The following is a 24,960-nucleotide window of genomic DNA, read 5'->3' on the forward strand; positions in this document are numbered from 1 at the left end:
TAACTCTAGGATGAGGTTATGGTATCCAAAATCTCGCCTTTCGACGTTCGCAGCGCTCTTTCCACCGCCGCACCCTGGGCGGCGCAACGGCTTCTCGGCCGCGAGTTGCTGTCTGACCAAGAGGCTGTCCCCTTCATCGGGGCGGATGGGGCGCAGGGGTCGTCGTTAAGGCGTGCGAGCCTTGCCAAAGCGGTGCGTCTGTCCGTGCGGATGCTCGCCCAAGAGGCGCCGGGGCATAGCGTCGAGGTGCGTGTGCCGCCCTTCGTCGCGGTCCAGTGTATTGAGGGGCCCAGGCACACACGCGGTACGCCGCCCAATGTCGTGGAGATGTCGCCGGAGATTTGGCTGGGACTCGCGTGCGGAATGATCACGTTAGAGCAGGTGCAGGCGCACATCGATATGTCGGGCACGCGCGCGGCGGAAATTGGGAATCATCTGCCGGTGGCGCGCATTTCTTAAAGCCCGTGGGGGGGGGATGCTGAATTGGTGCCTAGGCGGGTGGGGCTATTAGTGTGAATGTCGTGGCCGATACCAACATTTCAGGTGCACCAAAGTCCAAACTTTTGCCAATTTCGCCTTACGACGATCTGGGGGAGACATCCCCGCGCGAAGAATGTGGCGTTTTTGGCGTTTGGGCACCTGGCGAAGACGTGTCCAAACTCACCTACTATGGCCTGTTTGCCCTGCAGCATCGCGGCCAGGAAGCCGCCGGTATCGCAGTCGGCGACGGCGACCAAATTCTCGTATTCAAGGATCTCGGGCTTGTTTCCCAGGTTTTTGATGAGCAGACGCTCGACGCCCTGAAGGGGCACGTAGCGGTGGGGCACACGCGCTACACCACCGCTGGCGCTCCTGCGTGGGAGAATGCACAGCCGATGTTCCAGATGGCCTCTGACGGCACGGACATCGCGCTGGGGCACAACGGCAACCTGACCAACCACCTCACGCTGTTCCATGAGGCGGTCGACAAGGGCCTGCTGCGTGAAGAGGGCGAGCTGCCCAGTGACTCCGCAATCATGACCACTTTGCTTGCCGACGAAACCGGCAAGATTGACCACCCCGAAGATTACGGCTGCAGCACCAATGTAGAAGCGGCCGCGATGGCACTGCTGCCGCGTTTGAAGGGTGCTTTCTGTCTTACTTTCACCGATGGCGAGACGCTGTACGCCGCGCGTGACCCATACGGTGTGCGCCCGCTGTGCCTGGGGCGCCTGTCCGGTGGCTGGGTAGTCGCATCCGAGACTTGCGCGCTGGATATCGTCGGTGCATCGTTCGTCCGCGAGATCGAGCCAGGCGAGATGGTGACCATTGATGCTTCTGGTGTGCGTTCGCAGCGTTTTGCCGAGACCGCCCACGCTGGATGCATTTTTGAGTACGTCTACCTGGCGCGCCCGGACTCCAACATCCGTGGTCGCTCCGTCAACGCGGTGCGTCTTGAGCTGGGCCGCCAGTTGGCACGTGAGTTCCCGGCTGACGGTGACCTGGTGATGCCGGTGCCGGAATCCGGTACCCCGGCCGCTGTTGGCTACGCCCAGGAATCGGGCATCCCGTTTGGACAGGGGCTGACCAAAAACGGCTACGTGGGGCGTACCTTCATTCAGCCTTCGCAGACGATTCGTCAGCTGGGCATCCGACTGAAGCTGAACCCGCTGAAGGAAGTTATCGCCGGTAAGCGCTTGGTCGTGGTCGATGATTCCATTGTCCGCGGCAACACCCAGCGTGCCCTGATTCGCATGCTGCGTGAGGCCGGTGCAAAGGAAGTGCACGTGCGCATCGCCGCACCGCCGGTGAAATGGCCGTGCTTCTACGGCATTGACTTCGCCTCTCCGGGCGAGCTGCTGGCCAACGGTGTCGATGAGAATGACATTGTCTCCGGTATCGCAACCGCGATTGGTGCCGACAGCCTGGGATTTGTCTCCATCGATGGCATGGTCGCCGCTTCCGAACAGGCAAAGAGCGAAGTGTGCTGTGCCTGCTTCGATGGCAAGTACCCGCTGGGTCTGCCGGAGGGCAATCCGAATGCGGCAGCGGTTGAGAGGATGCAGGCAGCCCAGGCTGCCAAAGCCGCAACGAGCAATTAGCCTCGAAACCTCCTTAGAATGAACTACGAGAACTGAACCGAGAACGAAGCGCAAGCGGTGCTGTAGATTGCAGCCGTTGCTTTGTTCCCGGTCCGCCAATACTCCCGGATACGGCAGTAACGCCGCCCGGGGGAGAAAGTTTAAAGCGAGAGCCTCTAATGACCGAGAACGTTTCTGGTGCTTCCTACGCTGCAGCCGGTGTCGACATCGAAGCCGGCGACCGCGCCGTTGAACTATTCGCCCCGATTGCCAAGAAGGCCACTCGCCCAGAGGTCCGTGGCGGGCTCGGTGGTTTTGCCGGCCTGTTTGCACTGGGCAACTACGAAAAGCCGCTGCTGGCCGCATCCTCCGATGGTGTGGGAACCAAGTTGGCCGTGGCGCAGGCCGTCGGCAAGCACGACACCATTGGCCTGGACCTGGTCGCCATGGTCGTCGATGACCTGGTTGTGTGCGGCGCCGAGCCGCTGTTCCTGCAGGACTACATTGCAATTGGCAAGGTCGTGCCGGAGCACGTCGCCGAGATCGTTTCCGGCATCGCCGAGGGTTGCGTCCAGGCGGGTTGCGCCCTCCTTGGTGGCGAGACTGCAGAGCACCCGGGTGTGATGGAACCGGGTGAGTACGATGTCTCCGCTACCGGCGTCGGTGTCGTGGAAGAGGACAAGCTTCTCGGCCCGGACCGCGTGCGTGAGGGCGATGTCATTATCGCCATGGAGTCCTCTGGACTTCACTCCAATGGCTACTCGCTGGCTCGCTACGTTCTCCTGGAGAAGGCCGGTCTGGAGCTCGACGGTTACGTCGAGGACTTCGGCCGCACCCTCGGGGAGGAGCTGCTGGAGCCAACCAAGATTTATGCGAAGGACTGCCTGGCTCTGATGAACGAGGCCGAGGTCCGCACTTTCTGCCACGTCACCGGTGGTGGATTGGCTGGCAACATGGTTCGCATCATGCCGGAAGGCCTGACCGCTGACATGAGCCGCGCAACATGGACCCCGGGGCCGATCTTCAAGACCATTGCTGAGCTCGGCAACGTCTCCCGCGAGGAGATGGAGAAGACCTTCAACATGGGTGTTGGCATGGTTGCGATTGTTTCCGCAGAGGACCGCGATCGTGCACTGGCTCTGCTGACTGCCCGCCACATCAACGCTTGGGAGCTGGGTACTGTCCGCAAGAGCGAGGCTGGCGAGGACGGGGCTGTTTTGCGCGGCAGCCACCCGCGCTTCTAAGCGTCGGCCGGCCGTCGGTTTACTGCGACGGGCGGCCGGGGACTGGGCCGGCTGGTCTGCCGTGGAGGGCGGCCTACTGATGCGACGGGGCGGTCTAGATTCTGGGTTGCACAACGGAGATCCCAGAAAACCACGGGCTGCAAATGTGAAACTGTATGAGTTTATGACACTTTCGAGCCGTTTTTCGGGCGATTTTTGTCATAAACGCAGTCAGTAACTCGGATTGATCCGCCACCGCCGAACATAATCGGCGGAACATAAACGCAGTCGACTAAGCAAAAGCAAGCACCCACCAACGGAATCGTTGGTGGGTGCTTGCTTTATTGAAATAGAAACGCTTTGCGGAAAATACGACAGCGGTTAGCTTGCGCTAGCTGTCGCGACCAGCGCCTGAGGCCCATTCCTCCCAGTCAGAGTAATAGTCGTCTCGATCGGACTCGTTCGACTTGCCGACGAGTTCCCGCTGCAGACGTTCCAAATCCATTTCTGGTGAATCGTACTTGAGCTGACGGGCAACCTTCGCCTGCTTTGCTTTCGCACGGCCGCGACCCATGGCCTGACCCCCTTGTGTAATCCGTGGGGCGGCACGGGGATACGGCCGACCCACTTATGTCTTATTGCGTTAATTCCTGTAAGACACCATAGCCGATTTTTAGACGAAGGGGTTACGCGGGGAGGCCCATAGTGGGTCGTGTCCTCGCGCTCAGACAACTCAATATGTGCTGTGGCCTGGGGAAATGTCCTTTCTGAAAAAGAATGGAAAAAGTTATTTTTTCACCACTCTGTCTGGTGGCTTTACCTATTTCCTGTTACCTATTTCCCACGCAGGCGGTTGATGGCCACACGGCCCGGCGGCAGCTGCTCAACGCGGTCGATGGAGGAAGGGTCGACGGCCACGGCGCAGTCACCCACCACAAGGCCCTCGCGCTCCTGAGCTGAGCGTTTAAGCAGAGCCAAAGCAATCGGGCCGTAATCGGCATGTTGCACGACGGTGCCCACGCGGCCCACGGCGCGCTTGCCCATCATCACTGGATTGCCGGTTTCCGGCAGGGTGGCCGAGCCGTCGAGCTGCAGCATCACCAAAACTCGTGGGGAGCGACCAACATTGTGGACACGTGATACCGTCTCTTGGCCGCGATAGCAGCCCTTGTCCAAGTGCACGGCAGCCGTGTCGAATTCAGAAGCAATCCAGCGGGGAGCCTCATGCGGAATCATCTTCTCGTCTACGTCGATTCCCAGCTCGGGCCGCAAGGAGACTACGCGTTCGGCCTCCCAGCCCATCAGGCCGACTGGGGAGGCGCCAGCGGCCACCAGCGCGTCCCAAGCACCGACTAAATCCTGTCGGCGTACGAGCACATCCACACGCCCGCCGCGTGGCCACGGCAGGTGCCGGACGTAGGAATGTCCCACAGTCGTAGCTTTACCCACCTGCGGGAATGCGAGACCAGCGGCTACCAGGACCTCAGGGGCATTCGGCCCCATGACGGAAATAATCGCCCTTTCTACCTCAGCAATTTCCACCTTGGACCAGAACACCATCATGTTCAGGTACTTCAACAGGGAGTCGAAGCCGGCAGGGGGCACGTCGATAAGCACGGAATCGTCCAAAACAGTCAACGTCATGTGATGGAGAACGTGACCGTTTGCATCCAGGTTCAGTGCTTCAGTGACAGTGCCGGGAGCGGCTTCGTCGACCTTCTGCGAAAAAAGTGTGTTGAGGTAGGTCAGGCGATCCTCGCCAGTGACCTCAATAACGCGGTAGTACGAGCGATCTACTACGCCGCAGTCCTCCTGCAGGTGACGTTGCTCTACCAGCGGACGGCCGTAGTGCCATGCCACGCTAGCTTGCCCTGTGGTTTGCTCAACGTTTTTCGCTGAGTTTCCGTCTGGGGCGTTCTCTGAGGCCTTCTCCAAACCTTCCATCTGTCCGCCCAGTTCGAGGGCAGCGGCGCCAGCCACGTGAGACATCAAAGGACTTACATACTCAACACTCACTCCCTCATGTTAACCAGAAATCCTCAAATTAAGCATGGATTAAGCTTGTGTGTATGACGGATTCGCTTTCTTCTCTAGTGCTTATCGACGTCTTCGCAGACGGCGGCCCGATTGCTGTCGAGGCAGGACAGCCGTTCCTCTACGCGGATGATCTCGGAGCTATTCGCGGCGACGGAGTTTTTGAAACACTCCTGGTCAGGGGTGGTCATACCTGTAATACTGACCGGCACGAGAAGCGATTCGCATCGTCAGCGCTAATGCTGGATTTGCCAACCCCAGATCTGCAGCAGTGGCGGGCGGCTACCGAGGTCGCACTACAGGAGTTGCGCGATAGGTCAATTGAGGGGGATGCGACGTTGCGGTGGGTGTACTCGCGTGGTCGTGAGTCCACCGGAGAGCCGACTGGCTACGTTTTGGCTAGCTCCGCGGAAAAGGTGGCGGAAAACCGTCTGAAGCCGGTATCGGTCATGCTTGCAGAGCGCGGTTTCTCGCTCGACCTTGGCTCCCGTGCACCGTGGGCGCTCATCGGCGCGAAAACGTTGTCATACGCAGCTAATATGGCCGCTTTGCGCTATGCCAAGTCCAAGGGTTTTGACGATGTCATCTTCACGTCCGCAGAGGGCAAGCTCTTGGAAGGCCCAACATCGACCATCATCGTTCAGCGCGGCAATGAACTGCTGACTCCCAACCCCGGTGAAGGAGTGCTGCCGGGCACAACTCAGGCAGCGCTGTTTGAAACAGCCGCCAACTGCGGCTGGAAAGTCACCCCGACGGTCCTGGTGCCCGGGGACCTATTCACCGCCGATGCGGTATGGCTGGTGTCTTCGGTGCGTATCGCGGTCGTGGTTAAGTCCATCGATGGTGAGCCCATCCGGCAGCCGGATGCAATCGCGGAAAAGGAATTCCGCGACCTGTGTGACAAGGCGCTGGCGACGCAGTAGGGCCCCAAATAGTAGGGCTTGATGCAGTTGGGCGACGCAGTAAGGCCACACAACGCCCGTCGTAAAGCGGGGAGAACCTAGCCCGCGTAGCGCTTGAGCTGCGCGGACATGCGGGGAGCGAATTCCTCATCCCGCAGGCGCTCGTCCACCCACCCGAGATCGTTGTTCGGCATCAGACCGTAGAGGCGCTTGCCCGGGCCAAGGGATGCAGGACCGGTAGCAGTGACCATTGTGGAGGCTGCCTGCAGTTCCCATGCACGCTCGGAAACCGGCTTGCCGTAGTAGATCTCAGTGACGCCGGTGGAGTGGACGCAGATGAACTCAATCTCGTCCTCGTTGTTAATGCGCCAAAATCCTGTTTCGCGCTGGTCAGGGCCGGTCGGCTTGCCTTCTTCGTCCAGCTTCCAGATGCGCGACTCATACTTCAGGTAGTTCTCGCCATCGTGGCTGAAAATGAGCTGCTGGCCGAAGTTGTACTCGCCGTCGACGACAGTGTTCGCCTGCCCCTCACCGCGCCACACGCCGACCAGCGGCAGTAGTGCCAGCAGGCCGTCGTGAATATTCGGGCCGAAGCGCAGGTTAGCGGTCTCGTCGGGGATCGGGAGCCCCTCAAGCTCAGTGATGTTGCGCGTAGCGGTGCTCTTGGCCTGTTCGGCCGCGCGGTTGATGGCCTCGTTGCCGTCGAGGCGAGGGGCTTCCGCAGCTGCAGGCTCCTGTGCAGCGGCGTCTGTCTGGTTGCTGCCATTCTTCTCGGTCATGCTTCACACTCTACCGCTGAAGCTCTTGTGGCCATGTATGGGCTGTTGTCGCATGGTGCTAACGCTGCACCGACGCTTAACGGCGATGCTTGACGACGGCCTTAGCGACGCACCCGACAGTTCTTCTCCGGCAGCTTCTCCGTGGATTGAGCTGACGCCTCGGCATCCTGCTGGGATGTCGGCGGCATGAAGTTTGTTGGCGACACGGTGCACAGAATCTGTTCGCCTTCGATGGTGATAGAACCGCCCGACACGTACACGCGAGTCGCCGGCATGCCCATCGGTATCTCTGAATCCCGCAGCGTCAGAGCGAAGGTGTCCATGATGTGCTGCGTATCAGCCTCAGACAGCTCAGGTTTGATGTGGCTTTTAGAATCCGTTGGGGACGAGGGCGCAGAAATAATCTCCATCGGCGTAATGACCACGTCGCGGCTGACAATGCGCAACTTCGCCGTAACCTGGGTTTTTCCCTGCCATCCGGCTGGCGTGGCCTCGAAGATAGCCTCGGTCTCCCAGCCGCCGGTGGGGGAGGAGTCCTTCAGGCTCTGGATACTCAAGTCTGTCAGTCCCAGCTTGTTTCCCAGAGAGACACCGTCGAGCGAGAGCTTAGTGAAGTACTGCTTCGTCGGCGATTCTGGGAAATTACCGCTGAGCACCGCCGATGCCGGGACCTTAACGTTGGAGGCTCCGTACTCCAGAGATACCAAGCCGAAGTCGGGCACCTCGACATCGCGGATGCGCGAGGTTACGGAGCTCCATTTTCCCGTAACAAAAGAGGACAAGTAGGCCTTGCCACCAATGGCGACGTATGGGGTCATCTCCAGCTGAGCAGTCTCCTGAATATGCTCGGAGAGCTTGTACTCCGCATGGCTGGCGAAGCCCATGTCGGTGGCAATCACCAGCGCGGCAACGGCGAGGATAGAGCCACCGATCTTCTTCTGTCGTCGGGAAATGGACACACTCTATTAGTACCCCATCGCTTTTGGCTCAGACGACATCGGGGAAGTGTTGAATTCGCTGCTGTGTATAGGGTGGGGCGTATGAACGTAACCGAACTGCTTGACGTAGACACCACCGCCGCCGATACGCTACTGCAGCACGCCCACTCCGCCGACGGCGTGGAGGCGTTCGGCGAGGCTTTCGTCCGAGGGCTTGACGACGAATCTTTCGGGCATCGACACTTTGCGATTATTGAGAACGACCGTTACTTGGGCCTGGCAGCCGTTGCGCCAGATGCTGTGGAAATGGCTGTTGACCCGGAGTTTCGTAAGCAAGGAGTGGGGGCGAAGCTGCTAGCGCACATCGATGCTGAGGTCGGCGAGCGCCTGCCTATCTGGGCTCACGGAGATGTTGCCGGTGCCAGTCGTTTGGCAGAGTTGACGGGACGCAAGGTCATCCGCGAGCTGTTGCAGATGTCCATTTCGAGCTCAGCGTTGGAGAAGGCGGCGGGGGACGTCGATAAGCGTGATGATGTTGAAGCGCTAACCCTGACTGCGGCACGTGCGAAGTGGGGTGAGGCGGCCGTGGATCGGGCGTGGTTGGCTGTGAATAACGAGGCGTTTGACTGGCATCCGGAGCAGGGTGGTTGGTCGCAGCCACAACTCGATCGAGCTCGAAACGTGCAGTGGTTCGACCCGGAGGGCGTTTTCTTTGCTGCGGATGTGGCCGGGGCGCGCGACAGTGCGGAGGAGATTTGCGGTTTCCACTGGACGAAGTGGCACGCCGAGGAGTCTGTGCCAACTGGTGAGGTGTATGTGATCGGGCTGAGCTCGAAGGCACGCGGACGTGGCCTGGGGCGATGGCTGACCAATGTTGGGCTTTCCTATCTCCGGAACCGGGGAGCGGAAAAGGTAATTCTCTATGTGGAAGGCGACAATGCGCCGGCAGTGCGCACGTACCGTGCGGTCGGTTTCGAGGTGGCCCGCCGTGATGTGATGTACGGCGCGTAGATGCGACGGTTCGGTTTATTGGGGGAGTTATTGAAGGCGAGTTGTTGAAGGGGGAGCTTAGCTTTATCTCAGTTTTAGGTGGTTTTCCTCTGGCGCGGGGGCAATGATTCTTGTGTTTTTGAGGAGATGCTGTCCAATCCTCAGTGTTTCAGGGGCGCATTTTAGGGCCTCTTACAGGGAAAATGAGGATAAATAAAGAATTACTTGCGCCGTTCACCAATTGTTAATGTTCTGAACAGGTTCCGGTTACTATCGGTAGATAGGTTCAGCGCAGTGGACCGGAGTGTGGCGGTTCCACGTGAACTGTTTCACTCATTGTGTAAAACCCCGGAGGATTTACTGTGCTGAAGAAGAACCGTGCGGCATCTGTCATTGGTTTGGCCGCTGTTGCAAGCCTTACCCTGGCTGCTTGCTCTGAAGAGGGCGGCGAAGGCGCTTCTAACGTTGAGGGTCTGGCTGACGTCACCGGTGAGCTGCAGGGCGAGGGCGCTACCTCGCAGCAGCGCGCCATGGATTTGTTTGCCACCAAGTTTGAAGAGACCGGCTCGACCCTGTCGTACAACGCATCTGGCTCTGGTTCCGGTCAGACTCAGTTCATTGCCGGCACCGTTGCTTTCGCTGGCTCTGACTCCCCGCTGAAGGAGAAGGACGGCAAGGACCAGGTCGCAGAGGCTAAGAAGCGCTGCGACGGCAATGAAGCATGGCACCTGCCGATGGTTATCGGTCCGGTTGCCGTTGCCTACAACCTCGAGGGTGTTGACGTCGCTCTGACCCCGGCTCTGGTTGCTGAAATCTTCGACGGCAAGATCACCAAGTGGAACGACCCGAAGATCGCTGAGGTCAACGAGGGTGTCGATCTTCCGGAGAAGGACATCAAGGTTGTCTACCGCTCTGAGGAGTCCGGTACTACTGATAACTTCATGAAGTTCCTGAGCGCAGCTGCTCCGGAGCAGTGGCAGCACGAGGCTTCCAAGTCCTTCCCGACTGCTACTGGCCAGGGTGCTAACGGCTCGGCTGGTGTTGTCAACGAGGTCGCCAACATCGACGGTGCTATCACCTACGTCGAGGCTGGCTTCGCTGAGGACAAGGACCTGGGCATCGCCAAGATGGACTTCGGTCATGGTCCGGTTGAGCTGAACAACGACACCGTCGGTAAGGCTCTGGATTCCGTCACGTTCAAGACTGAGGGTCACAACATGGTTGTTGACACCGACGCTCTGTTCGCAATGGATGAGGAAGGCGCTTACCCGCTGGTTCTGACCACTTACGAAATCGTCTGCTCCGCTGGTTACGACGAGCAGACTCGTGACCTGGTTAAGAACTTCCTGAAGGTTGTTCTGGAAGAGGGCCAGGGCCCAGAGCTCGAAGAGCTGGGTTACATCCCGGTTCAAGGTGAGTTCAAGGACAAGCTGTCCGCAGCGGTTGACGCTATCAAGTAATTCTTTGCGTGCAACGCGGGTGAAAGCAGAGTGAGCTCTGTCGTTACCCCAGTTGGCGCGAGGGTCACTTCAGCCGGCCACGCAGATTTGAGCTGTAGGCCGAAAACCTGACGTAGACCGGTTGGCTTTATATATCGACACCTCAGTTGATTGGGTACCGCTCGTAGAGGGGTACTGAGGCCAATCGGTCTTCATGTGCGTTGAAGCACAAATCACTTCTACTTAGGAAATGAGATCATGAGTTCCTCGACTCCCATTGAAGGGAAGCAGGAGGCTGTAGACAGCAGTCTGTTGCAGTCCTCAGCACCGCAGGTGGATTCCTCCGGCGACGAGAGCTCGGAAGAGCAAGCCATTCAGACCGGCGTTGTTCGTCCTGGTGACCGAATCTTCAAGATTCTGGCGGTAGGATCTTCCGCATTGGTGACTGCTGCCATCATCGCAATTGCAGTGTTCCTGCTCCTGCGCGCAGTTCCGGCAATGTCCCGTAACGAAGCGAACTTCTTCACCTACACCGAACGATGGAACCTGGCGGATACCTCCGCCATGTACTTCGGTATTCCGAACATGTTTCTGGTGACCGTCGCGGTTTCCATCCTGGCGCTGATTCTGGCTATGCCGGTTGCGCTGGGTATTGCCATCTTCCTGACTGCCTATGCTCCAAAGAAGATGGTCAAGCCGCTGGGTTACCTCGTGGATTTGCTGGCCGCAGTGCCGTCGATTGTTTACGGTCTGTGGGGCTTTATGGCTCTCGGTCCGGCATTGGCTGGTCTGTACGGGTGGTTGGCTAAGACGCTGGGCTTTATCCCGATGTTTGCCCTGTACCCAAACTCGCCGGCATTCGAGACCGGTCGAAACCTCTTCACCGGTGGCATTGTGCTGGCAATTATGATTCTGCCGGTTATTGCGGCTACCACCCGTGAGGTCTTTGTTCAGACCCCGCGTGGTCACATTGAGGCATCGCTGGCTCTCGGTGCGACCCGTTGGGAGATGGTCAAGCTGGCTATTCTGCCATTCGGTCGTTCTGGCTTTATCTCCGGCTCGATGCTGGGTCTGGGACGTGCCCTCGGTGAGACGATGGCTCTGTACCTCGTAATCTCCCCGTCCTCGGCATTCCGTGGCTCGCTTTTCGACGGTGGTACCACCTTCGCAACCGCAATTGCTAATGCGGCACCGGAGTTCAATGACAACCTCAAGGCCGGCGCTTACATGTCCGCAGGTTTGGTGCTGTTCTTGCTGACCTTCGTGGTCAACTCCGCAGCCCGAATGATTGCGAAGAAGTAGCAAGGTCGTAGGAAAAGAAACGAGAAGTAACAATGACTAGTTCAACTACTGATTCTTCGCCTCACGGCCCTGCAGACATGGTCCCCACCACCGAGTCGGCATTCACCCAGATTAAGGGTTCCCGCAAGGTGGCGGACAGCGTCTCCACGGTCCTGATTTACTTCTGCATGGCTCTTGCTCTGGTCCCGCTGGTGTGGGTTCTCTTCGAGCTTGTCGTCCGAGGTACCCCGTCACTGCTGAGTGGTGAGTGGTGGACTGCATCCCAGCGCGGTGTCACCGTTGGTGCGTCTGCCGGCGGTGTTGCGCATGCAATCGTCGGTACCTTGGTTCAGGCTCTGGTTACTACTCTCATGACCGTGCCGTTCGGTATCTTCGTCGCCATCTACTTGGTCGAGTACGCAGGTAACTCCCGCCTGGGCAAGGTCACCACCTTCATGGTCGACATTCTCTCCGGTGTGCCGTCGATTGTCGCGTCGCTGTTCATCTACTCGATGTGGGTGGTCATGTTCGGCATGAGTCGCTCCGGCTTCGCCGTCTCGCTGGCGCTGGTTCTGCTGATGCTGCCAATCGTTGTCCGCAACACCGAGGAAATGCTGCGCATCGTTCCGCACGAGTTGCGTGAAGCCTCTTACGCTCTGGGTGTTCCGAAGTGGAAGACCATTTTGAAGATCGTGCTCCCGACCGCACTGTCGGGCATCGTCACCGGCATCATGCTGGCCGTCGCCCGCGTCATGGGTGAGTCCGCACCGATGCTGATCCTGGTTGCAACCTCACGAATCATCACCTATAACCCGTTCGGCCAGTCGCAGTCCTCGCTGCCGCTGTTCATGCTGGACATGTACAAGGCCGGTAATACCGGTGCGGCATTCGACAAGATGTGGGGCGCAGCGCTCACGCTGGTTCTCATCATTGCCCTCATCAATATCCTGGCGCGCGTCATATCCGCCAAGTTCTCCGTCAAGAGCAGTTAATGCTGGGCGCCTAACGTCCGCTATTTCAAGGAAGGTTTTTGAAAGACCATGGCTAAGCGCCTAGACCTTAACGATGTCAACATCTACTACGGCGATTTCCACGCTGTGCAGAACGTCGACCTGCACGTCCCGCCGCGTTCCGTTACCGCATTCATTGGCCCGTCCGGCTGTGGTAAGTCCACCGTGCTCCGTTCGCTGAACCGTATGCACGAGGTCATCCCGGGTGCCTACGTCACTGGCGAGGTGCTTCTCGACGGCGAAAACATCTATGGCCCGAAGATCGATCCGGTCTCTGTTCGTAACACCATCGGTATGGTGTTCCAGCGTCCGAACCCGTTCCCGACCATGTCCATCGAGGACAACGTCGTGGCTGGCCTGAAGTTGGCCGGTGTTAAGAACAAGGCTCATCTCCAGGAGGTTGCCGAGAAGTCCCTGCGCGGCGCCAACCTCTGGGATGAGGTCAAGGACCGCCTGGACAAGCCGGGTGGCGGCCTCTCTGGTGGTCAGCAGCAGCGTCTGTGTATCGCACGCGCAATTGCAGTTGAGCCGGAAGTTCTGCTGATGGACGAGCCGTGTTCCGCACTGGACCCGATTTCCACTCTGGCAATCGAGGACCTGATTCATGAGCTGAAGGAAGAATTCACCATCGTCATCGTGACCCACAACATGCAGCAGGCAGCTCGTGTGTCCGATCAGACCGCATTCTTCTCCCTCGAGGCAACCGGTAAGCCGGGTCGCCTGGTTGAGGTTGGCCCGACCAAGAAGATCTTCGAGAATCCAGACAAGAAGGAAACCGAGGACTACATCTCCGGTCGCTTCGGTTAAACGCTTGGCGTATGCCGTAATAAGCAAAAGAAAGAGCCCCGTACCTCACGCGTGTTCACGCGAGGTACGGGGCTCTTATTGTTGTTGCAGTTTATGAGATTGCTATGTCGCGCACATGTTTTGCCACCTGATTGTCTAACCGCGGAGGTGATTTGTGCCGGGGAAAACAGTTTTTGTGGCGGGATCAAGCAGTTACTGACTAGGTTTATGTCAGATGAATAGCGTTTACTCACAGTAAAGTGTCATAAACCTAGTCAGTTTCTCGGTTTGAGGCGGTGTTGTGGCTGGGGAGGTGTTTAGCCTGGTGTGGCTTAAAAACGGCTCCACTCCGGCCTAAAAACCCGCGCCCCAGGCCAGCAGCCACCCCCAACATCCCTACAGCTCAGCCCAACACCCAGCCCCGCCCAGCAGCCCTACAGCCCAACCCCCAACAGCCTGCAACTTCACGGACCTACATCCGCAGGTGACGCTCCAAGGCCTGCAGGCGTTGGTTAAAGCTGCGCTGGTCGCGTTCGTCCTCAAGCTTGTCCAGGTAGACATCGCGCTTGTAACCGGTGGCCAGGTAAATAATCCGGGCGGCAACCTCGACAGCGTGATCCGCGTAACGCTCGTAGAAGCGGCTCAGCAGAGTGACATCCACTGTCTGCGCAGGGGAGTGCGGCCAATTATCGTCGTTGGTCAGCGTAAACAGGTGCTGGTGAATGTCATCGATGCTGTCATCGGTCTTATCCAAGGCCAATGCCTGGTCAACGTCGTAGTCGATGAGCACCTGACGGGTTTCGTGCGTCATCTGCTCAGATACGGAGGCCATCTCGCGGAAGAACCCCTCCACGGGCTCCGGCAGTGCCTTGTTCGGGTGGCGACGCCGGGCAACGTTGGCAATATGCACACTCAACGCGCCCATGCGGGAGATGTCCTCGACAATGTAGAGGCCACTGACAATCTGTCGGAGATCACCAGCCACAGGAGCTTCGCGGGCCAACAGCTCGAAGGCTCGCTGCTCCGCATCCTGGCGTAGGTCCTCAAGAGAATCAATCTGGGAAAGAACTGTTTCAGCCGAGACCAAATCAGCCTCGAAGAGGGCCTTGTTCGCAAGCTTGTGCATGGAGCCAACTCGGTCACACATCACAATCAGGCTGTGGGCCAAGTTGTCCATTTGTTCTCGGTAGACAGTGCGCATGCGTTCCATAGTAGGCAATCCTCAACAACGTCGCGCGTTAGTGGGGAGCCCCCAATTACCCCTCGTAAAGTTATGTAAACACTCGCTCAGAACCGAAGCTTAGCCACCGGAGTGCATAATCTCCGCGCCCTCGGGCACGGTGTCGTCCTCCGGGTCGTCCAGCCAGCCCTCCGGCAAGACCACCTTTGCAGGGGACCCCTGTCGGCCGCGGGCGCCGTCGGCGTCCTCCGGGCGGGCGTGGGCGCTGGGGCCGTCGTAAAGCGGTGCGAGAATCTCGTCGAGCGTTGCCAGCGAATCGACGCGCGCAAGAGACTTCCGCACCTCACTGCCGGCAGGGTAACCGCGCAGGTACCAGGCGATGTGCTTGCGCAGGTCGCGGCAGCCCTTACGTTCGCCCTCGTGCTCCACGAGCAGTTCCGCGTGACGACGGATAATCCCCGCGACCTCACCAAATGTTGGTGCCGGCGGCACTTCTTCGCCACGCAGCTCGGCGGACAACTGCGCGAACAGCCACGGGCGGCCAAGGCAGCCGCGACCGACGACGACACCGTCGCAGCCGGTCTCGTCGAGCATTTTGCGGGCATCGGTGGAGGCAAAGATGTCGCCGTTGCCAAGCACCGGGATATCGCTGTAGCCGGAGTCGACCATGTGCTCCTTCAGCCGCGCGATCTGCGACCAGTCAGCGTGGCCGGAGTAGCGCTGCGCTGCGGTGCGGGCATGCAGAGCCACAGCCTGGGCGCCCATCTCAGCGGCGATGCGGCCGGCATCGAGATGCGTGTGGTGCTCGTCGTCGATACCGACGCGGAATTTCACGGTCACCGGGATGTCCGTGCCCTCAGTGGCTTTTACCGCTGCGGCGACGATGTTGCCGAAGAGACGGCGCTTATACGGCAGTGCCGAGCCGCCGCCCTTGCGAGTGACCTTCGGTACCGGGCAGCCGAAGTTCATATCGATGTGGTCGGCGAGGTTTTCGTCGACAATCATCTTTGCGGCCTCGTAGGTCCACTTCGGGTCAGTGGTGTAGAGCTGCAGGCTGCGCGGGTTTTCGTCAGGCGCGAAGGTGGTCATGTGCATGGTCTTCTCGTTGTGCTCGACCAGTGCTCGCGCGGTGACCATCTCGCAGACATAGAGGCCCGAGACCGTGCCTGTACGCTGCAGCTCCTGCTCGCGGCACAGCGTTCGGAATGCCACGTTGGTGACACCGGCCATCGGAGCGAGTACCACGGGGGAAGCGAGCTCAAAGGGGCCGATGTGCATGTGCGCGGACGTGGCATCGGCGGGCTTGGCGGCGCTGAGTGGACTCGTGGAGGTATCTAACACGTACAGTATTGTGTCACGCTGAACTGCCGTTTTCGAATCTGTTTTGGGCGGCCGGTTGAATCGCCCCGGTTAGCGCTGCGTCCGCGGATGCCTGACGACGATCACCGTCCGGCGACCCCTCCCACCGGGCAGGTCGGTGGTATTCCGAAGAATTTCCAGGATGTGGTTCGACTCTTCGTCGAGGTGTTCGGTGGGTTCGTCGAGAAGCAGGATTGGCGCTGTGCTGACAAGTGCCCGGGTGAGAATGAGCCTGCGCCGCTGACCACCCGAGAGACTGTCCGCGCCGCTGTCCAGAATCGTGTCCAGGCCGTCGGGTGCGGCATCGACCCAATTGCGCAGGCCCACGGCGTCCAGTACGGAGTAGATGTCATCGTCGCTGACCTGCGGGTTACCAATAGAGATGTTGTCCCGCACCGTCGTGGCGAAAATGTGCTCATCCTCGGCGATAAAACGCACCAAGTCGCACTGCTCCGTGTTTACGTGGGGCTCTCCGGCACTTGCCGCACTGCGCCACAGCTCACGTCCGTCTCCGTCAGTGATAGTCACCGTGCCCGCAACCGGCGGGATTAGTCCGGCGATTGTCTTCAGCAGCGTGGTCTTTCCGCTTCCCGACGGCGCCGTGATCTCCCGGTAGTCGCCAAAGGTGACCTCGAAGTTTTGCATCGGCAGTTGAGCTGGCTGGGCAGCGGGCTCTTCCGCAGTATTCGAACTGTTGTCGTCGGGGTAGCCCACGATTAAGTCTTGAACCTGCAGAGTTGGCCGAACTGTCAGGTGGTTCTGAGCGAGCGGGGACGTGTGGATTGGCGCTGTGGGGACTGGGGCTGAGCGCATGGCATCCGCTTCCCCTGATTCACTCGCACTTGACGCGAGCGTCAGCAAGGCTTCCCTCGATTGCGCCAGTGTTTGCGCAGCAGCTGGCAGCGGACCAACCGACTCAAAAGCCGCCAGCGGCACCAGAACCAGAACCGTCAGCCACTCGGGAGAGTGCAGCAAACCGCCGCCAGCGCCCCCGGCCGAATCCGTCACTAACCACGACGCTACGACCACGGTCAGGACAGCGGTCAACACGCTAGCCGCGGTGCTCAGTGCGGAGGCGCGGGCATTTGCTCGACCTGCGGCGTCATCGATGGCCGCAACCGTTTTGCTGGAGGATGACGCGGCAGAGACTGCCTCATCCAACTGGCCGTGGATACGCAGGCCGGCGGCGTCGGAAAGCAGCGCTTCGACGGCAGCGGCATGCGACTGAAGCGCGGCCGCGCGACGCTGACTTGAGCGCGCAGTGGTGCGATACGTCAGGTAAGGAGCAACACCGCCGGCCAGAAGCAGTCCCACCGCCAGGAGAACCGCAGCGGCAGGCGAGAGTAGAGCCACAAAAATGACGGCGATGAGAGAGGTCATCAGCGCCACCAATGCGGGCACTATTGATCGCACGACGGCATCGGCAAGTGCGTCAATATTCGCCCCAAGCGCTGTGACAATATCGGAACGCTCACGCAGCGCCAGCGTACGGTCGGCCACGAAATGCTCCCATAGCTTCACGCGCGAGCGCTCGGCGGTGCGCAACGCCACATCGTGGGAGACCAACCGGTCGAGGTATCGAAACGCAGCTCGCGAAATACCCAGCGCGCGCACAGACGTCACCGCCAAGGTGATGTCCATCAGCGGTGGCATCTGCCAAGAACGCGTAATCAGCCACGCCGACACCACGGTCAGACTCAGCGCGGACAGCAGCGTGATGATGCCCGCCAACACCGGCCACACCAGGTCGCGGGGTTTCACCAGGCGACGAAGCGCTTGCAGAGTAGTCATCGCGACTGCACCTCCACCACGCCGTCGGCGGCCGCAATCAACAGCGGATCATGGCTGGTGGCAATCACTGTGGCTCCGCGCCGGGCACGTGCGTGCAGGAGCCTAATCACGGACTGCGCACTGTCGGCATCCAGGTGAGCTGTCGGTTCATCGAGGAGGACGAGGTCGCGGGTGTCGTCGGCAAGCTCGCGCCGAAGCGCCTCCCGCTGACGTTGCCCGAGCGAGCGCCGCGAATTGTCTCCCACCGTCGCTGCGTCCAACACTGGGCGCTGGGGCAGCCACGCGATGCGCCGCAGCAGATCCTGGTCACGGAGAATGCGCTGGCCGTCGCGAATAGTTACGGAGCCTTCCAACCCCTCGTGCACGATGCCGGCGACCGCAAGCAGCGCTGTCGTCTTGCCCACGCCGTTCGGCCCCGCCAGCACCGTCACTGTGCCTGGCTGCGCGATGGCGCTTAATTCACTTGGCCGCACGCCGTCTCGCCCCGGCGCGGAAAGGCGTTCGAACACGACCGTGGGGGCGCTGTGGACACTGCTTGACGACGTTCCTTCGGCCACCTCTTCCACAGTTTCAGAGGTGGTGTCTGTGGAGTTTGGAGTCTGGCCAGCGTCCTTGTCTAACAGTTCCGTGACTTCGGTGGCAGCGACCACACCGTCCTGGGCGGCGTGGAATTTCTGGCCAACCTGGCGCACCGGGCCATAGATTTCTGGGGCGATGATGAGCACTGCCAGGCCGGTTGCCAGCGTCATGTGGCCTCCCAGAAGTCGGAAACCGATGCCGACGGCGATGAGGGCGATTGACAGGGTGGTGAGGAATTCCAGGACCGACGCGGATAGGAAAGCGATGCGCAGGACCTCCATGGTGGATTTCCGGTGGCGGGTCGACAGGCGCTTGATTTCCTCGCTGGGGGTGTCGGCCATGTTGTGCGCTTTGAGCGTTGGCAGGCCGATGACCAGGTCGAGAATCTGACCACGCACCGTGCCGATGTCGGCCAGACGGCGTTCTGTGCGGCCCTCAGTGAGGCGACCTACCAGCCACATGAACAGTGGAATGAGTGGCAGCGTGACAACCGCGATGGCAACCGATGGGAGGTCCAACCATGCGACTGCGACCAGTGCCATCGGGGTAGCCAGCGCTGCGGCCACCAGTGCGGGGAGGAATTCCGCCACGTAGACGGCCACACCATCGAGCCCGACCGAAAGCAATGCGCGCCAGTGCGCGGTGTCGACAGTGCGAGGATCGCGCAGAGCCAGGGCTCGCAGTGCCCGGCTGCGCAGGTCTGTGGCCACGCGTGCACCCGCAGATTGGCCGAAACGCACGAGCGCGTAGGAGCAGGCCACCCGAACGAGTACAGCGGCCGTGGCTATCAGCGCGAATAATGTCCAATTAGGAGTTGCCTCACCCAGAACCTGCGCCGTAATAGTGCCGATTGCCAGCCCCAACGCGATTGTGGCACCTGTGCTCGCGGCGGTCAGTGCGCCCGCGAAAATGACCCAACGCCAGGCTGGGGCCGACAGCTTGAATAGTTTCGGATCGACAGGTGCCACTTTTTAGAAACTAACCTCCAACGGACGGTCTACTGCGAGACCTTACGTTCAGCCATCAACCGCTTGCGGAATACCCAGTATGTCCACGCCTGGTAGGCAATCACCAGTGGGGTAATCACCAGCGCGGTCCAGGTCATGATTTTCAGCGTGTAAGGGTTAGAGGCGGAATTCCAGATATCGAGGGAAACGCCGTCGGCAAGCGTCGTCGGCATCAGATACGGGTACATGGCGCCGAAGACAACGGTGGTGACGGCGACTACGGTGACCGCGGTTGCGGAAAAAGCGATGCCATCGCGGTTGCCTACGGTTGCGGAGATGGCAATGACCAACCCCGCGACGGCGATGACGACAACAGCCCACAGCCAGGTCTTTCCGTAGCCCAGCTGTGTCCAGATGAGGAACACGCCGCCAAATATCAGCGCCGACAGTGCCGGAATTCGAGCGGCGTTGCCGACCTCGTCGCGTAGCTTGCCGGCGGTCTTCAGCCGCAGGAACGTAACTGCGTGAAGAGCGAACACAGCCGCAAACGCAATCCCGCCGACCAGGGCGTACGGGTTCAGCAACCCGAGCAGGGTACTAAAGCCGGAGTCCAAGTTCTTGTCGGCATTCAGCGGGACACCACGCACCAGGTTCGCGACCGCTACGCCCCACAGAATCGGCGGCAACCAGGAGCCGAAGATGATTGCGCGGTCGCACCAGGCGCGCCAGCGCTCATCGTTGACTTTGAAGCGCCATTCCAGCCCGACAATACGGACAATCAACGCCACCAGAATCAGGAAGAGCGGCAGGTAGAAGCCGGAAAACATGGACGCATACCATTCCGGAAATGCCGCGAAGAGCGCGCCGCCAGCGGTAATTAGCCACACTTCGTTGCCGTCCCATACCGGCCCGATAGTTCCGAGCATCGCTTTACGACGCGGTTCATCGCGGCCAACGAACGGCAGCAGCATTCCGACGCCGAAGTCAAAGCCCTCGAGCAGGAAGTAGCCAGCGAAGAGGAACGCGATCAGGATAAACCACAAAACGGGAAGATCTAATCCGAACATGTCAGAGATACATCCTTATCTACTTTGTGTCCTCAGTCGCGGAGACTTCGGAGTCGGGGCTGGCAGCGGACTGGGCATGGACCTTGTTGAATCGAACCGGAGACGAGATGATCGCGCCCAGATCGGTAGCGATTGGGGACGATGGGCCAGCGTGCTCGGGGTCATTGCCGATGGCGTTGATTGCCTCAGCGGATTCGGTCGGAGGTCCGGCAATAACTGCGCGGCGAATCAACCAGAACCACACCACTGCCAAAATCAGGTAGAGCAGGGTAAAGCCCACCAGGGTGATAATCACCGTGGCCGGTGCGTGGTCGGACACACCCATATCGACGGTCATGCGAATCAGCTCGGTGCGCGGGTCGCCCGCGTGATCCGGGTTCGGGTGCACAATCCAGGGCTGACGGCCCATCTCCGTAAAGATCCAGCCAGCGCTGCTGGCCAAGAACGGGAACGGAATCGCGAGGATACTGCAAGCGGCGAAAATGCGGGCTCGCTTGCCCGTCGGCACGCGCCCCTTGCGAGTAAATAGCCAAGCGAAAAACGCGATAGCCAGAGAACCGACCATGAGCCCAATCATGGCGCGGAAAGACCAGTATGTGACGAACAGATTCGGAGAGTAATTGCCTGGGCCGAAGACCGCCTCAGCTTTTTCTTGCAGGTCCTGCACGCCCTGGAGCGTGACGCCACTGAACTTGCCCTCGGCCAGGAAAGGCAGCACCCATGGCACCTCGATGAGATGCAGCACCGAGTCGCAATTGTTGTGCGTACCGACGGTCAGAATCGAGAACATTGGATCTGTCTGCGTGTGGCACAGGGACTCGGCCGATGCCATCTTCATCGGCTGCTGCTCGAACATAAGCTTGGCCTGGATATCGCCGGTGATAAACACCGCCAGCGAGCTGAGCACAGTTGTCCAGAGCCCGACCTTCATGGACTTGTGAAACGTCCGTTCGTGAACAGTATTGCTCTGGCCACCGCGGCGGCTCTGAACCAGCCACCAGCCACTGACGCCGACAACGAGCGTGCCGGCGGTAAGGAAAGAGCTGGCCACGGCATGCGGGAAAGCTGCCAAGGCAGTGGAGTTGGTCAACAGTGCGCCAAAGTCTGTAAGCTCTGCGCGGCCGGTTTCCGGGTTGTAGACCGCGCCTACAGGATGCTGCATGAACGAATTGGCGACGATGATGAAATACGCCGAGATATTCACCGCAATAGCGACAATCCAAATCGAGAGCGTGTGCATCCAGGTGGGGATACGCCCCCAGCCGAAAATCCATAGGCCCAGGAAGGTGGATTCCAGGAAGAACGCGATGAGTCCTTCAAGAGCCAGCGGGCCGCCGAAGACATCACCGATCATGCGGGAGTACTCCGACCAGTTCATACCGAACTGGAATTCCTGGACGATACCCGTGGCTACGCCCATGGCGAAGTTAATAATGAAGATGGTGCCGAAAAATCGTGTCGCTCGGTACCAGAGGTCATTTTTCGTCGTGGCCCACAGTGTCTGCATGAGCGCGACGAGCGGAGCTAGACCAATTGTCAGCGGGACAAAAATGAAGTGGTAGACGGTGGTTATGCCAAATTGCCAACGAGATATATCGACGACATCCATGTTTCCTCGACTGAAAAAGTAGACATAAACGATGCGTGTACTCCGACGGATTTGTCGAAGCCTGCATCAAGTGTCCGCAGTATTCCTGCTTATTAATTCAGTCGGACAGGAGGGGTAAAAAGTTCCGGGGCGTGAACTTATCGACTCTCGAGGGGGCAATTATCAAAAATCGGCGCGCTATTGCTAGGCTATTTTGTTGCGCGGGCCTTTAGCTCAGCTGGTAGAGCTACGGACTTTTAATCCGCAGGTCGCGGGTTCGAGCCCCGCAGGGCCCACAAGCACGAAAAACCCCAGGTCATCAACGGCCTGGGGTTTTGTCGTATCTTGCCTGTATTTTTCCTTCTGCGGCACCTACTTCTCCCGCTTGTGGTAGCCCATCCGTGGCTTGAAGCCCGCCGGGTGCTTGAGCTGCGCCACTGCATCGGCGACTATCAGGCGGAAGCGTGGCTTCATCGGTGGCATCTGTGAGATCTGGAACCATCCGACATCAGTGGATTCATCATCAGCGACATAGGGGACGTCGTCGCCAACAACACTGCAGCGCATGGAGATATCCAGATATGAGGCAACATCGCCGTTGAGGTGTTCGATAGGGCCAACGGCGCCAGTGCCAAGCAGGGCCTCAACTGTGACATCGAGTCCCGTTTCTTCCTTTACCTCTCGCACGGCGGCGTCGTGAGGCTGCTCGTCCGGGTCGATAATTCCGGTGACTGGGGTCCATTCACCATTATCGGAGCGACGAACCAGCAAGACCTCGGGCAAGGCGTACATCGGTGCATTCGGCGGAACATCGCGAATGACGATAGCCGTGACACCGGGGAGCCAGAGCGGAGCGTGGCCCACTTTTTCGCGGAGCTGAACAATGAAATCCGGAATTGCCATAGTTGCGAGCTTATCTGAGTACTAGTAGCGTCCGCGGAAATAGTAAGAAACTCCAGTTCAACCGTGGATTTTGGGAAAAGGGTACTTATCCTCTATAGTTCTTTACGTTGCCAAGAGCGCGCGCAATTGCAATGTTCATACACTGCAGATGTACGCGGAATATGCCATTGAGTGGCCAACTCTTTGCAGCGTTAAGTCGGGCTCCCATCGTCTAGAGGCCTAGGACTCCGCCCTTTCACGGCGGCAACACGGGTTCGAATCCCGTTGGGAGTACCACTAAAAATCATGATGGCCCTGTGGCGCAGTTGGTTAGCGCGCCGCCCTGTCACGGCGGAGGTCGCGGGTTCAAGTCCCGTCAGGGTCGCAATTCTAAACGCCAGTTCCGGTTGGAGCTGGCGTTTTTTGCTTTTGGTTAGTGGTGCGCTGGGCGTCGGCGTGGGTAATGGACAAAAAGTGTGTCTGATTCTCAAGATGGTGACTGGTGAGAAGCCAAAAACTACGGGCTGCAAATGTGAAACTGTATGAGTTTATGACACTTTCAGGCCATTTTTCGGGCTATTTTTGTCATAAACGTAGTCAGTAACTTGCATCGCCCCAACGCCGCCAGTCATAAACGTAGTCAGTAACTCGCATCGGTGTCACTGGGGGAGAGGGGGGCTTTACCCGGGTTTGGTGGGGAGAGCTTTTGCCACAGTCTAGGATGCCCCGAGACCCGGGGCTGGATGTCAGTTTTCAACTTAAAATATCTGCCATGAACTGGCGATTTGCTTATGTTCAGCGCTGTTCTGTAGAGTAACAACTCGTGCACAGCGCTGGTAATCCAGAAAGTTGAGCACGGCATTTAAGGCCCTGTGGCGCAGTTGGTTAGCGCGCCGCCCTGTCACGGCGGAGGTCGCGGGTTCAAGTCCCGTCAGGGTCGCCACTTGATTAAATTCAAGTCTGGCCAGATAGCTCAGTCGGTAGAGCGTCCGCCTGAAAAGTGGAAGGTCAGCGGTTCGATCCCGCTTCTGGCCACAATTAATCCCCAGTCCGGAAACGGGCTGGGGATTCTTTGTTTTACCAGGTGTTTGTCGCGGGGATCGTCGTAAAGCACAGTGCATCGAGCCGTGCGAAAGCCTTAAAGTGGGGGAAATTAAACCGCGTACACACCCTAGCGGATAGGATGTTGTGCATGAGTAAGGAATTCGCCTCAGCAGGAACGCTGTCCCACGATAAGACGCTGCCGTGGGTCGTGCGCATCTTCGTCTACACGGATGCTGAGGGCAGCCAATCGGCTGCTGAGAAGGTTCGTGGGGTGCTCGCGGAACTGATTCCGGATCAGGAAGTCAACGTCTACGAGGATGTCATGCCCGATGTGGGGCGCACCTCTTCGCTCGCTGATTTGTGGGCGGAGGCCAACCCGGGCATGGATCCGGGGGATCGGAAGCGTTACCGCATCAGTGTGGTGGCTCCGGGGCTGTCTCACTGCGAAATGGCGGATCTGGCAGGCCCGCTCGCTGAGGCCGTCAGCCCGGGGTGGGCAGAGGGGGAGGCTGCGACTAAGGTCGCGAAGGGCGATGTCCCGTGCCGTGTCGCTGTCGGGCGTGCCGACGAGCACCCGGGCGAACCCCCGCTAGTGCAGAACTAGCCGGGATTCGGAATTAATCCGAAGCGAGAGCTGTTATCTGGGTTACATCCTAAGAGTCGTTTGCAATGACGACGCTTCACAACCATGAGAGGGAAGTGATTCCGAAAATGGCACACACTATTTCGCATGATGAGGCCGGTCAGCGCTACGTTCTCACCGTGGAGGGAGAAGAGGCCGGCTTTGCCGCTTACACCCCGGTGGAAGGTGCCCTGGACTTTGACCACACGGTTGTAGATGGCAAGTTCCGTGGACAAGGCCTGTCCAAGCCGCTTATCGCAGGCGCGTTGGATGATGTTCGGAAGAACAACCGAAAGATTCGCACCAGCTGCTCCGCTGTTGCCAACTTCGTGGAGAAAAACCCGGAATACCAGGATCTACTGGCTGACTAGTCGCTGAAGGGCAAAGAACGCACAAAGCAGCCGGCCGGCTGCTCACGATAGGAAGAGCGGGTTAAGTAGCAAAAAGTGTGTCTGACTT

General features: G+C 59.2%; 22 protein-coding genes and 5 tRNA genes. 16 read left to right on the plus strand and 11 right to left on the minus strand.

The features are described from left to right. The first annotated feature begins 18 nt into the window (after window positions 1-18). From HMPREF2562_RS08490 to purM, 3 genes are all read left to right on the plus strand, one after another. A complete protein-coding gene (locus HMPREF2562_RS08490; RefSeq protein WP_049190234.1) occupies window positions 19-459 on the plus strand; it encodes a sterol carrier family protein in 441 nt (146 codons plus the stop codon). A gap of 53 nt (window positions 460-512) precedes the next feature. Then, window positions 513-2,081 carry an amidophosphoribosyltransferase gene (purF, locus tag HMPREF2562_RS08495; protein ID WP_049190235.1) on the plus strand — a complete coding sequence of 523 codons (1,569 nt, stop codon included), beginning with the start codon at window positions 513-515 and terminating at the stop codon, window positions 2,079-2,081. Window positions 2,082-2,239: 158 nt separating this feature from the next. Beyond that, on the plus strand, window positions 2,240-3,304 hold the full coding sequence (gene purM / locus HMPREF2562_RS08500) for a phosphoribosylformylglycinamidine cyclo-ligase (protein ID WP_016421389.1): 1,065 nt from the start codon (window positions 2,240-2,242) through the stop codon (window positions 3,302-3,304). 370 nt (window positions 3,305-3,674) lie between these two features. Here purM and HMPREF2562_RS08505 read toward each other — a convergent pair whose 3' ends face one another. Continuing rightward, complete coding sequence (locus HMPREF2562_RS08505; protein ID WP_005511943.1) at window positions 3,675-3,857, minus strand: DUF3073 domain-containing protein; 183 nt, start codon at window positions 3,855-3,857, stop codon at window positions 3,675-3,677. 260 nt (window positions 3,858-4,117) lie between these two features. After that, a complete protein-coding gene (locus HMPREF2562_RS08510) occupies window positions 4,118-5,272 on the minus strand; it encodes a CAF17-like 4Fe-4S cluster assembly/insertion protein YgfZ (RefSeq protein WP_049190237.1) in 1,155 nt (384 codons plus the stop codon). Window positions 5,273-5,352: 80 nt separating this feature from the next. Between HMPREF2562_RS08510 and HMPREF2562_RS08515 the strand changes: the two genes are divergently transcribed. Then, window positions 5,353-6,240 carry an aminodeoxychorismate lyase gene (locus tag HMPREF2562_RS08515; RefSeq protein ID WP_049190238.1) on the plus strand — a complete coding sequence of 296 codons (888 nt, stop codon included), beginning with the start codon at window positions 5,353-5,355 and terminating at the stop codon, window positions 6,238-6,240. A 77-nt stretch (window positions 6,241-6,317) separates the two neighbouring features. Here the strand turns inward: HMPREF2562_RS08515 and HMPREF2562_RS08520 are convergent, their stop codons facing one another. Together HMPREF2562_RS08520 and HMPREF2562_RS08525 are read right to left on the minus strand one after the other, a co-directional pair. Further along, on the minus strand, window positions 6,318-6,998 hold the full coding sequence (locus HMPREF2562_RS08520) for a heme-binding beta-barrel domain-containing protein (RefSeq protein WP_016421386.1): 681 nt from the start codon (window positions 6,996-6,998) through the stop codon (window positions 6,318-6,320). A 101-nt stretch (window positions 6,999-7,099) separates the two neighbouring features. After that, entirely contained in the window at window positions 7,100-7,957 is an 858-nt protein-coding gene (locus HMPREF2562_RS08525) for an LmeA family phospholipid-binding protein (RefSeq protein WP_016421385.1), read from the minus strand. A gap of 81 nt (window positions 7,958-8,038) precedes the next feature. Between HMPREF2562_RS08525 and mshD the strand changes: the two genes are divergently transcribed. From mshD to pstB, 5 genes are all read left to right on the plus strand, one after another. After that, a complete protein-coding gene (gene mshD / locus HMPREF2562_RS08530; protein WP_070549874.1) occupies window positions 8,039-8,947 on the plus strand; it encodes a mycothiol synthase in 909 nt (302 codons plus the stop codon). A 341-nt stretch (window positions 8,948-9,288) separates the two neighbouring features. Beyond that, the gene (pstS, locus tag HMPREF2562_RS08535; protein ID WP_016421383.1) at window positions 9,289-10,386 is read left to right on the plus strand and encodes a phosphate ABC transporter substrate-binding protein PstS; all 1,098 of its coding nucleotides are present in this window, start codon (window positions 9,289-9,291) and stop codon (window positions 10,384-10,386) included. A 237-nt stretch (window positions 10,387-10,623) separates the two neighbouring features. Then, window positions 10,624-11,667: a phosphate ABC transporter permease subunit PstC gene (gene pstC, locus HMPREF2562_RS08540; RefSeq protein WP_049173061.1), complete on the plus strand. Its 1,044-nt coding sequence runs from the start codon at window positions 10,624-10,626 to the stop codon at window positions 11,665-11,667. A 77-nt stretch (window positions 11,668-11,744) separates the two neighbouring features. Beyond that, window positions 11,745-12,638, plus strand: coding sequence for a phosphate ABC transporter permease PstA (gene pstA / locus HMPREF2562_RS08545; protein ID WP_042388200.1), 894 nt, complete (start codon window positions 11,745-11,747; stop codon window positions 12,636-12,638). Between the two features lie 48 nt (window positions 12,639-12,686). Continuing rightward, entirely contained in the window at window positions 12,687-13,463 is a 777-nt protein-coding gene (pstB, locus tag HMPREF2562_RS08550) for a phosphate ABC transporter ATP-binding protein PstB (RefSeq protein WP_016421380.1), read from the plus strand. A 451-nt stretch (window positions 13,464-13,914) separates the two neighbouring features. Here pstB and phoU read toward each other — a convergent pair whose 3' ends face one another. The 6 genes from phoU to HMPREF2562_RS08580 all read right to left on the minus strand — a co-directional run bounded on the left by phoU (window position 13,915) and on the right by HMPREF2562_RS08580 (window position 21,974). After that, window positions 13,915-14,652 (minus strand): phosphate signaling complex protein PhoU, encoded by a 738-nt coding sequence (gene phoU, locus HMPREF2562_RS08555; protein ID WP_080969597.1) that lies wholly within the window; start codon window positions 14,650-14,652, stop codon window positions 13,915-13,917. A 90-nt stretch (window positions 14,653-14,742) separates the two neighbouring features. Next, a complete protein-coding gene (gene dusB / locus HMPREF2562_RS08560; RefSeq protein ID WP_042388893.1) occupies window positions 14,743-15,900 on the minus strand; it encodes a tRNA dihydrouridine synthase DusB in 1,158 nt (385 codons plus the stop codon). Between the two features lie 132 nt (window positions 15,901-16,032). Beyond that, window positions 16,033-17,772, minus strand: coding sequence for a thiol reductant ABC exporter subunit CydC (gene cydC / locus HMPREF2562_RS08565; protein WP_016421376.1), 1,740 nt, complete (start codon window positions 17,770-17,772; stop codon window positions 16,033-16,035). After that, window positions 17,769-19,319, minus strand: a complete 1,551-nt coding sequence (locus HMPREF2562_RS08570) for an ABC transporter ATP-binding protein/permease (protein WP_083280629.1) — start codon at window positions 19,317-19,319, stop codon at window positions 17,769-17,771. Before HMPREF2562_RS08570 ends, cydC begins: the two co-directional genes overlap by 4 nt. Before the next feature lie 29 nt (window positions 19,320-19,348). After that, window positions 19,349-20,365, minus strand: coding sequence for a cytochrome d ubiquinol oxidase subunit II (cydB, locus tag HMPREF2562_RS08575; protein WP_049190244.1), 1,017 nt, complete (start codon window positions 20,363-20,365; stop codon window positions 19,349-19,351). A 19-nt stretch (window positions 20,366-20,384) separates the two neighbouring features. After that, complete coding sequence (locus HMPREF2562_RS08580; RefSeq protein WP_049190245.1) at window positions 20,385-21,974, minus strand: cytochrome ubiquinol oxidase subunit I; 1,590 nt, start codon at window positions 21,972-21,974, stop codon at window positions 20,385-20,387. A gap of 202 nt (window positions 21,975-22,176) precedes the next feature. On the opposite strand from HMPREF2562_RS08580, the gene HMPREF2562_RS08585 reads away from it, so the two are divergent. Beyond that, window positions 22,177-22,249, plus strand: a tRNA-Lys gene (locus tag HMPREF2562_RS08585). 76 nt (window positions 22,250-22,325) lie between these two features. On the opposite strand, the gene HMPREF2562_RS08590 is transcribed toward HMPREF2562_RS08585, so the two are convergent. Next, window positions 22,326-22,856, minus strand: coding sequence for an NUDIX hydrolase (locus HMPREF2562_RS08590; protein WP_016421372.1), 531 nt, complete (start codon window positions 22,854-22,856; stop codon window positions 22,326-22,328). 200 nt (window positions 22,857-23,056) lie between these two features. On the opposite strand from HMPREF2562_RS08590, the gene HMPREF2562_RS08595 reads away from it, so the two are divergent. The 6 genes from HMPREF2562_RS08595 (at window position 23,057) to HMPREF2562_RS08620 (ending at window position 24,872) form a co-directional block, all read left to right on the plus strand. Continuing rightward, a tRNA-Glu gene (locus HMPREF2562_RS08595) sits at window positions 23,057-23,132 on the plus strand. A gap of 14 nt (window positions 23,133-23,146) precedes the next feature. Beyond that, window positions 23,147-23,220 (plus strand) — tRNA-Asp (locus HMPREF2562_RS08600). Between the two features lie 481 nt (window positions 23,221-23,701). Further along, window positions 23,702-23,778, plus strand: a tRNA-Asp gene (locus tag HMPREF2562_RS08605). Window positions 23,779-23,797: 19 nt separating this feature from the next. Beyond that, window positions 23,798-23,870 (plus strand) — tRNA-Phe (locus tag HMPREF2562_RS08610). Between the two features lie 157 nt (window positions 23,871-24,027). Then, window positions 24,028-24,483 (plus strand): hypothetical protein, encoded by a 456-nt coding sequence (locus HMPREF2562_RS08615; RefSeq protein ID WP_049190265.1) that lies wholly within the window; start codon window positions 24,028-24,030, stop codon window positions 24,481-24,483. Window positions 24,484-24,590: 107 nt separating this feature from the next. Further along, complete coding sequence (locus HMPREF2562_RS08620) at window positions 24,591-24,872, plus strand: GNAT family N-acetyltransferase (protein ID WP_042388192.1); 282 nt, start codon at window positions 24,591-24,593, stop codon at window positions 24,870-24,872. Window positions 24,873-24,960: the final 88 nt, after the last annotated feature.

Source organism: Corynebacterium sp. HMSC077G07 (assembly GCF_001809225.1).
Lineage (GTDB): Bacteria > Actinomycetota > Actinomycetes > Mycobacteriales > Mycobacteriaceae > Corynebacterium > Corynebacterium jeikeium_D.

Excerpts from the sequence above, each read along its gene's own strand:
- HMPREF2562_RS08580 (WP_049190245.1), bottom strand. The coding sequence starts at position 21,974 with ATGGATGTCGTCGATATATCTCGTTGGCAATTTGGCATAACCACCGTC.
- HMPREF2562_RS08615 (WP_049190265.1), top strand. The coding sequence starts at position 24,028 with ATGAGTAAGGAATTCGCCTCAGCAGGAACGCTGTCCCACGATAAGACG.
- HMPREF2562_RS08490 (WP_049190234.1), top strand. The coding sequence starts at position 19 with ATGGTATCCAAAATCTCGCCTTTCGACGTTCGCAGCGCTCTTTCCACC.
- HMPREF2562_RS08520 (WP_016421386.1), bottom strand. The coding sequence starts at position 6,998 with ATGACCGAGAAGAATGGCAGCAACCAGACAGACGCCGCTGCACAGGAG.
- pstC (WP_049173061.1), top strand. The coding sequence starts at position 10,624 with ATGAGTTCCTCGACTCCCATTGAAGGGAAGCAGGAGGCTGTAGACAGC.
- dusB (WP_042388893.1), bottom strand. The coding sequence starts at position 15,900 with ATGCACATCGGCCCCTTTGAGCTCGCTTCCCCCGTGGTACTCGCTCCG.
- HMPREF2562_RS08590 (WP_016421372.1), bottom strand. The coding sequence starts at position 22,856 with ATGGCAATTCCGGATTTCATTGTTCAGCTCCGCGAAAAAGTGGGCCAC.
- cydB (WP_049190244.1), bottom strand. The coding sequence starts at position 20,365 with ATGTTCGGATTAGATCTTCCCGTTTTGTGGTTTATCCTGATCGCGTTC.
- purM (WP_016421389.1), top strand. The coding sequence starts at position 2,240 with ATGACCGAGAACGTTTCTGGTGCTTCCTACGCTGCAGCCGGTGTCGAC.
- HMPREF2562_RS08515 (WP_049190238.1), top strand. The coding sequence starts at position 5,353 with ATGACGGATTCGCTTTCTTCTCTAGTGCTTATCGACGTCTTCGCAGAC.
- pstA (WP_042388200.1), top strand. The coding sequence starts at position 11,745 with ATGGTCCCCACCACCGAGTCGGCATTCACCCAGATTAAGGGTTCCCGC.
- HMPREF2562_RS08510 (WP_049190237.1), bottom strand. The coding sequence starts at position 5,272 with ATGTCTCACGTGGCTGGCGCCGCTGCCCTCGAACTGGGCGGACAGATG.
- mshD (WP_070549874.1), top strand. The coding sequence starts at position 8,039 with ATGAACGTAACCGAACTGCTTGACGTAGACACCACCGCCGCCGATACG.
- pstB (WP_016421380.1), top strand. The coding sequence starts at position 12,687 with ATGGCTAAGCGCCTAGACCTTAACGATGTCAACATCTACTACGGCGAT.
- HMPREF2562_RS08505 (WP_005511943.1), bottom strand. The coding sequence starts at position 3,857 with ATGGGTCGCGGCCGTGCGAAAGCAAAGCAGGCGAAGGTTGCCCGTCAG.
- phoU (WP_080969597.1), bottom strand. The coding sequence starts at position 14,652 with ATGGAACGCATGCGCACTGTCTACCGAGAACAAATGGACAACTTGGCC.
- HMPREF2562_RS08620 (WP_042388192.1), top strand. The coding sequence starts at position 24,591 with ATGGCACACACTATTTCGCATGATGAGGCCGGTCAGCGCTACGTTCTC.
- cydC (WP_016421376.1), bottom strand. The coding sequence starts at position 17,772 with ATGACTACTCTGCAAGCGCTTCGTCGCCTGGTGAAACCCCGCGACCTG.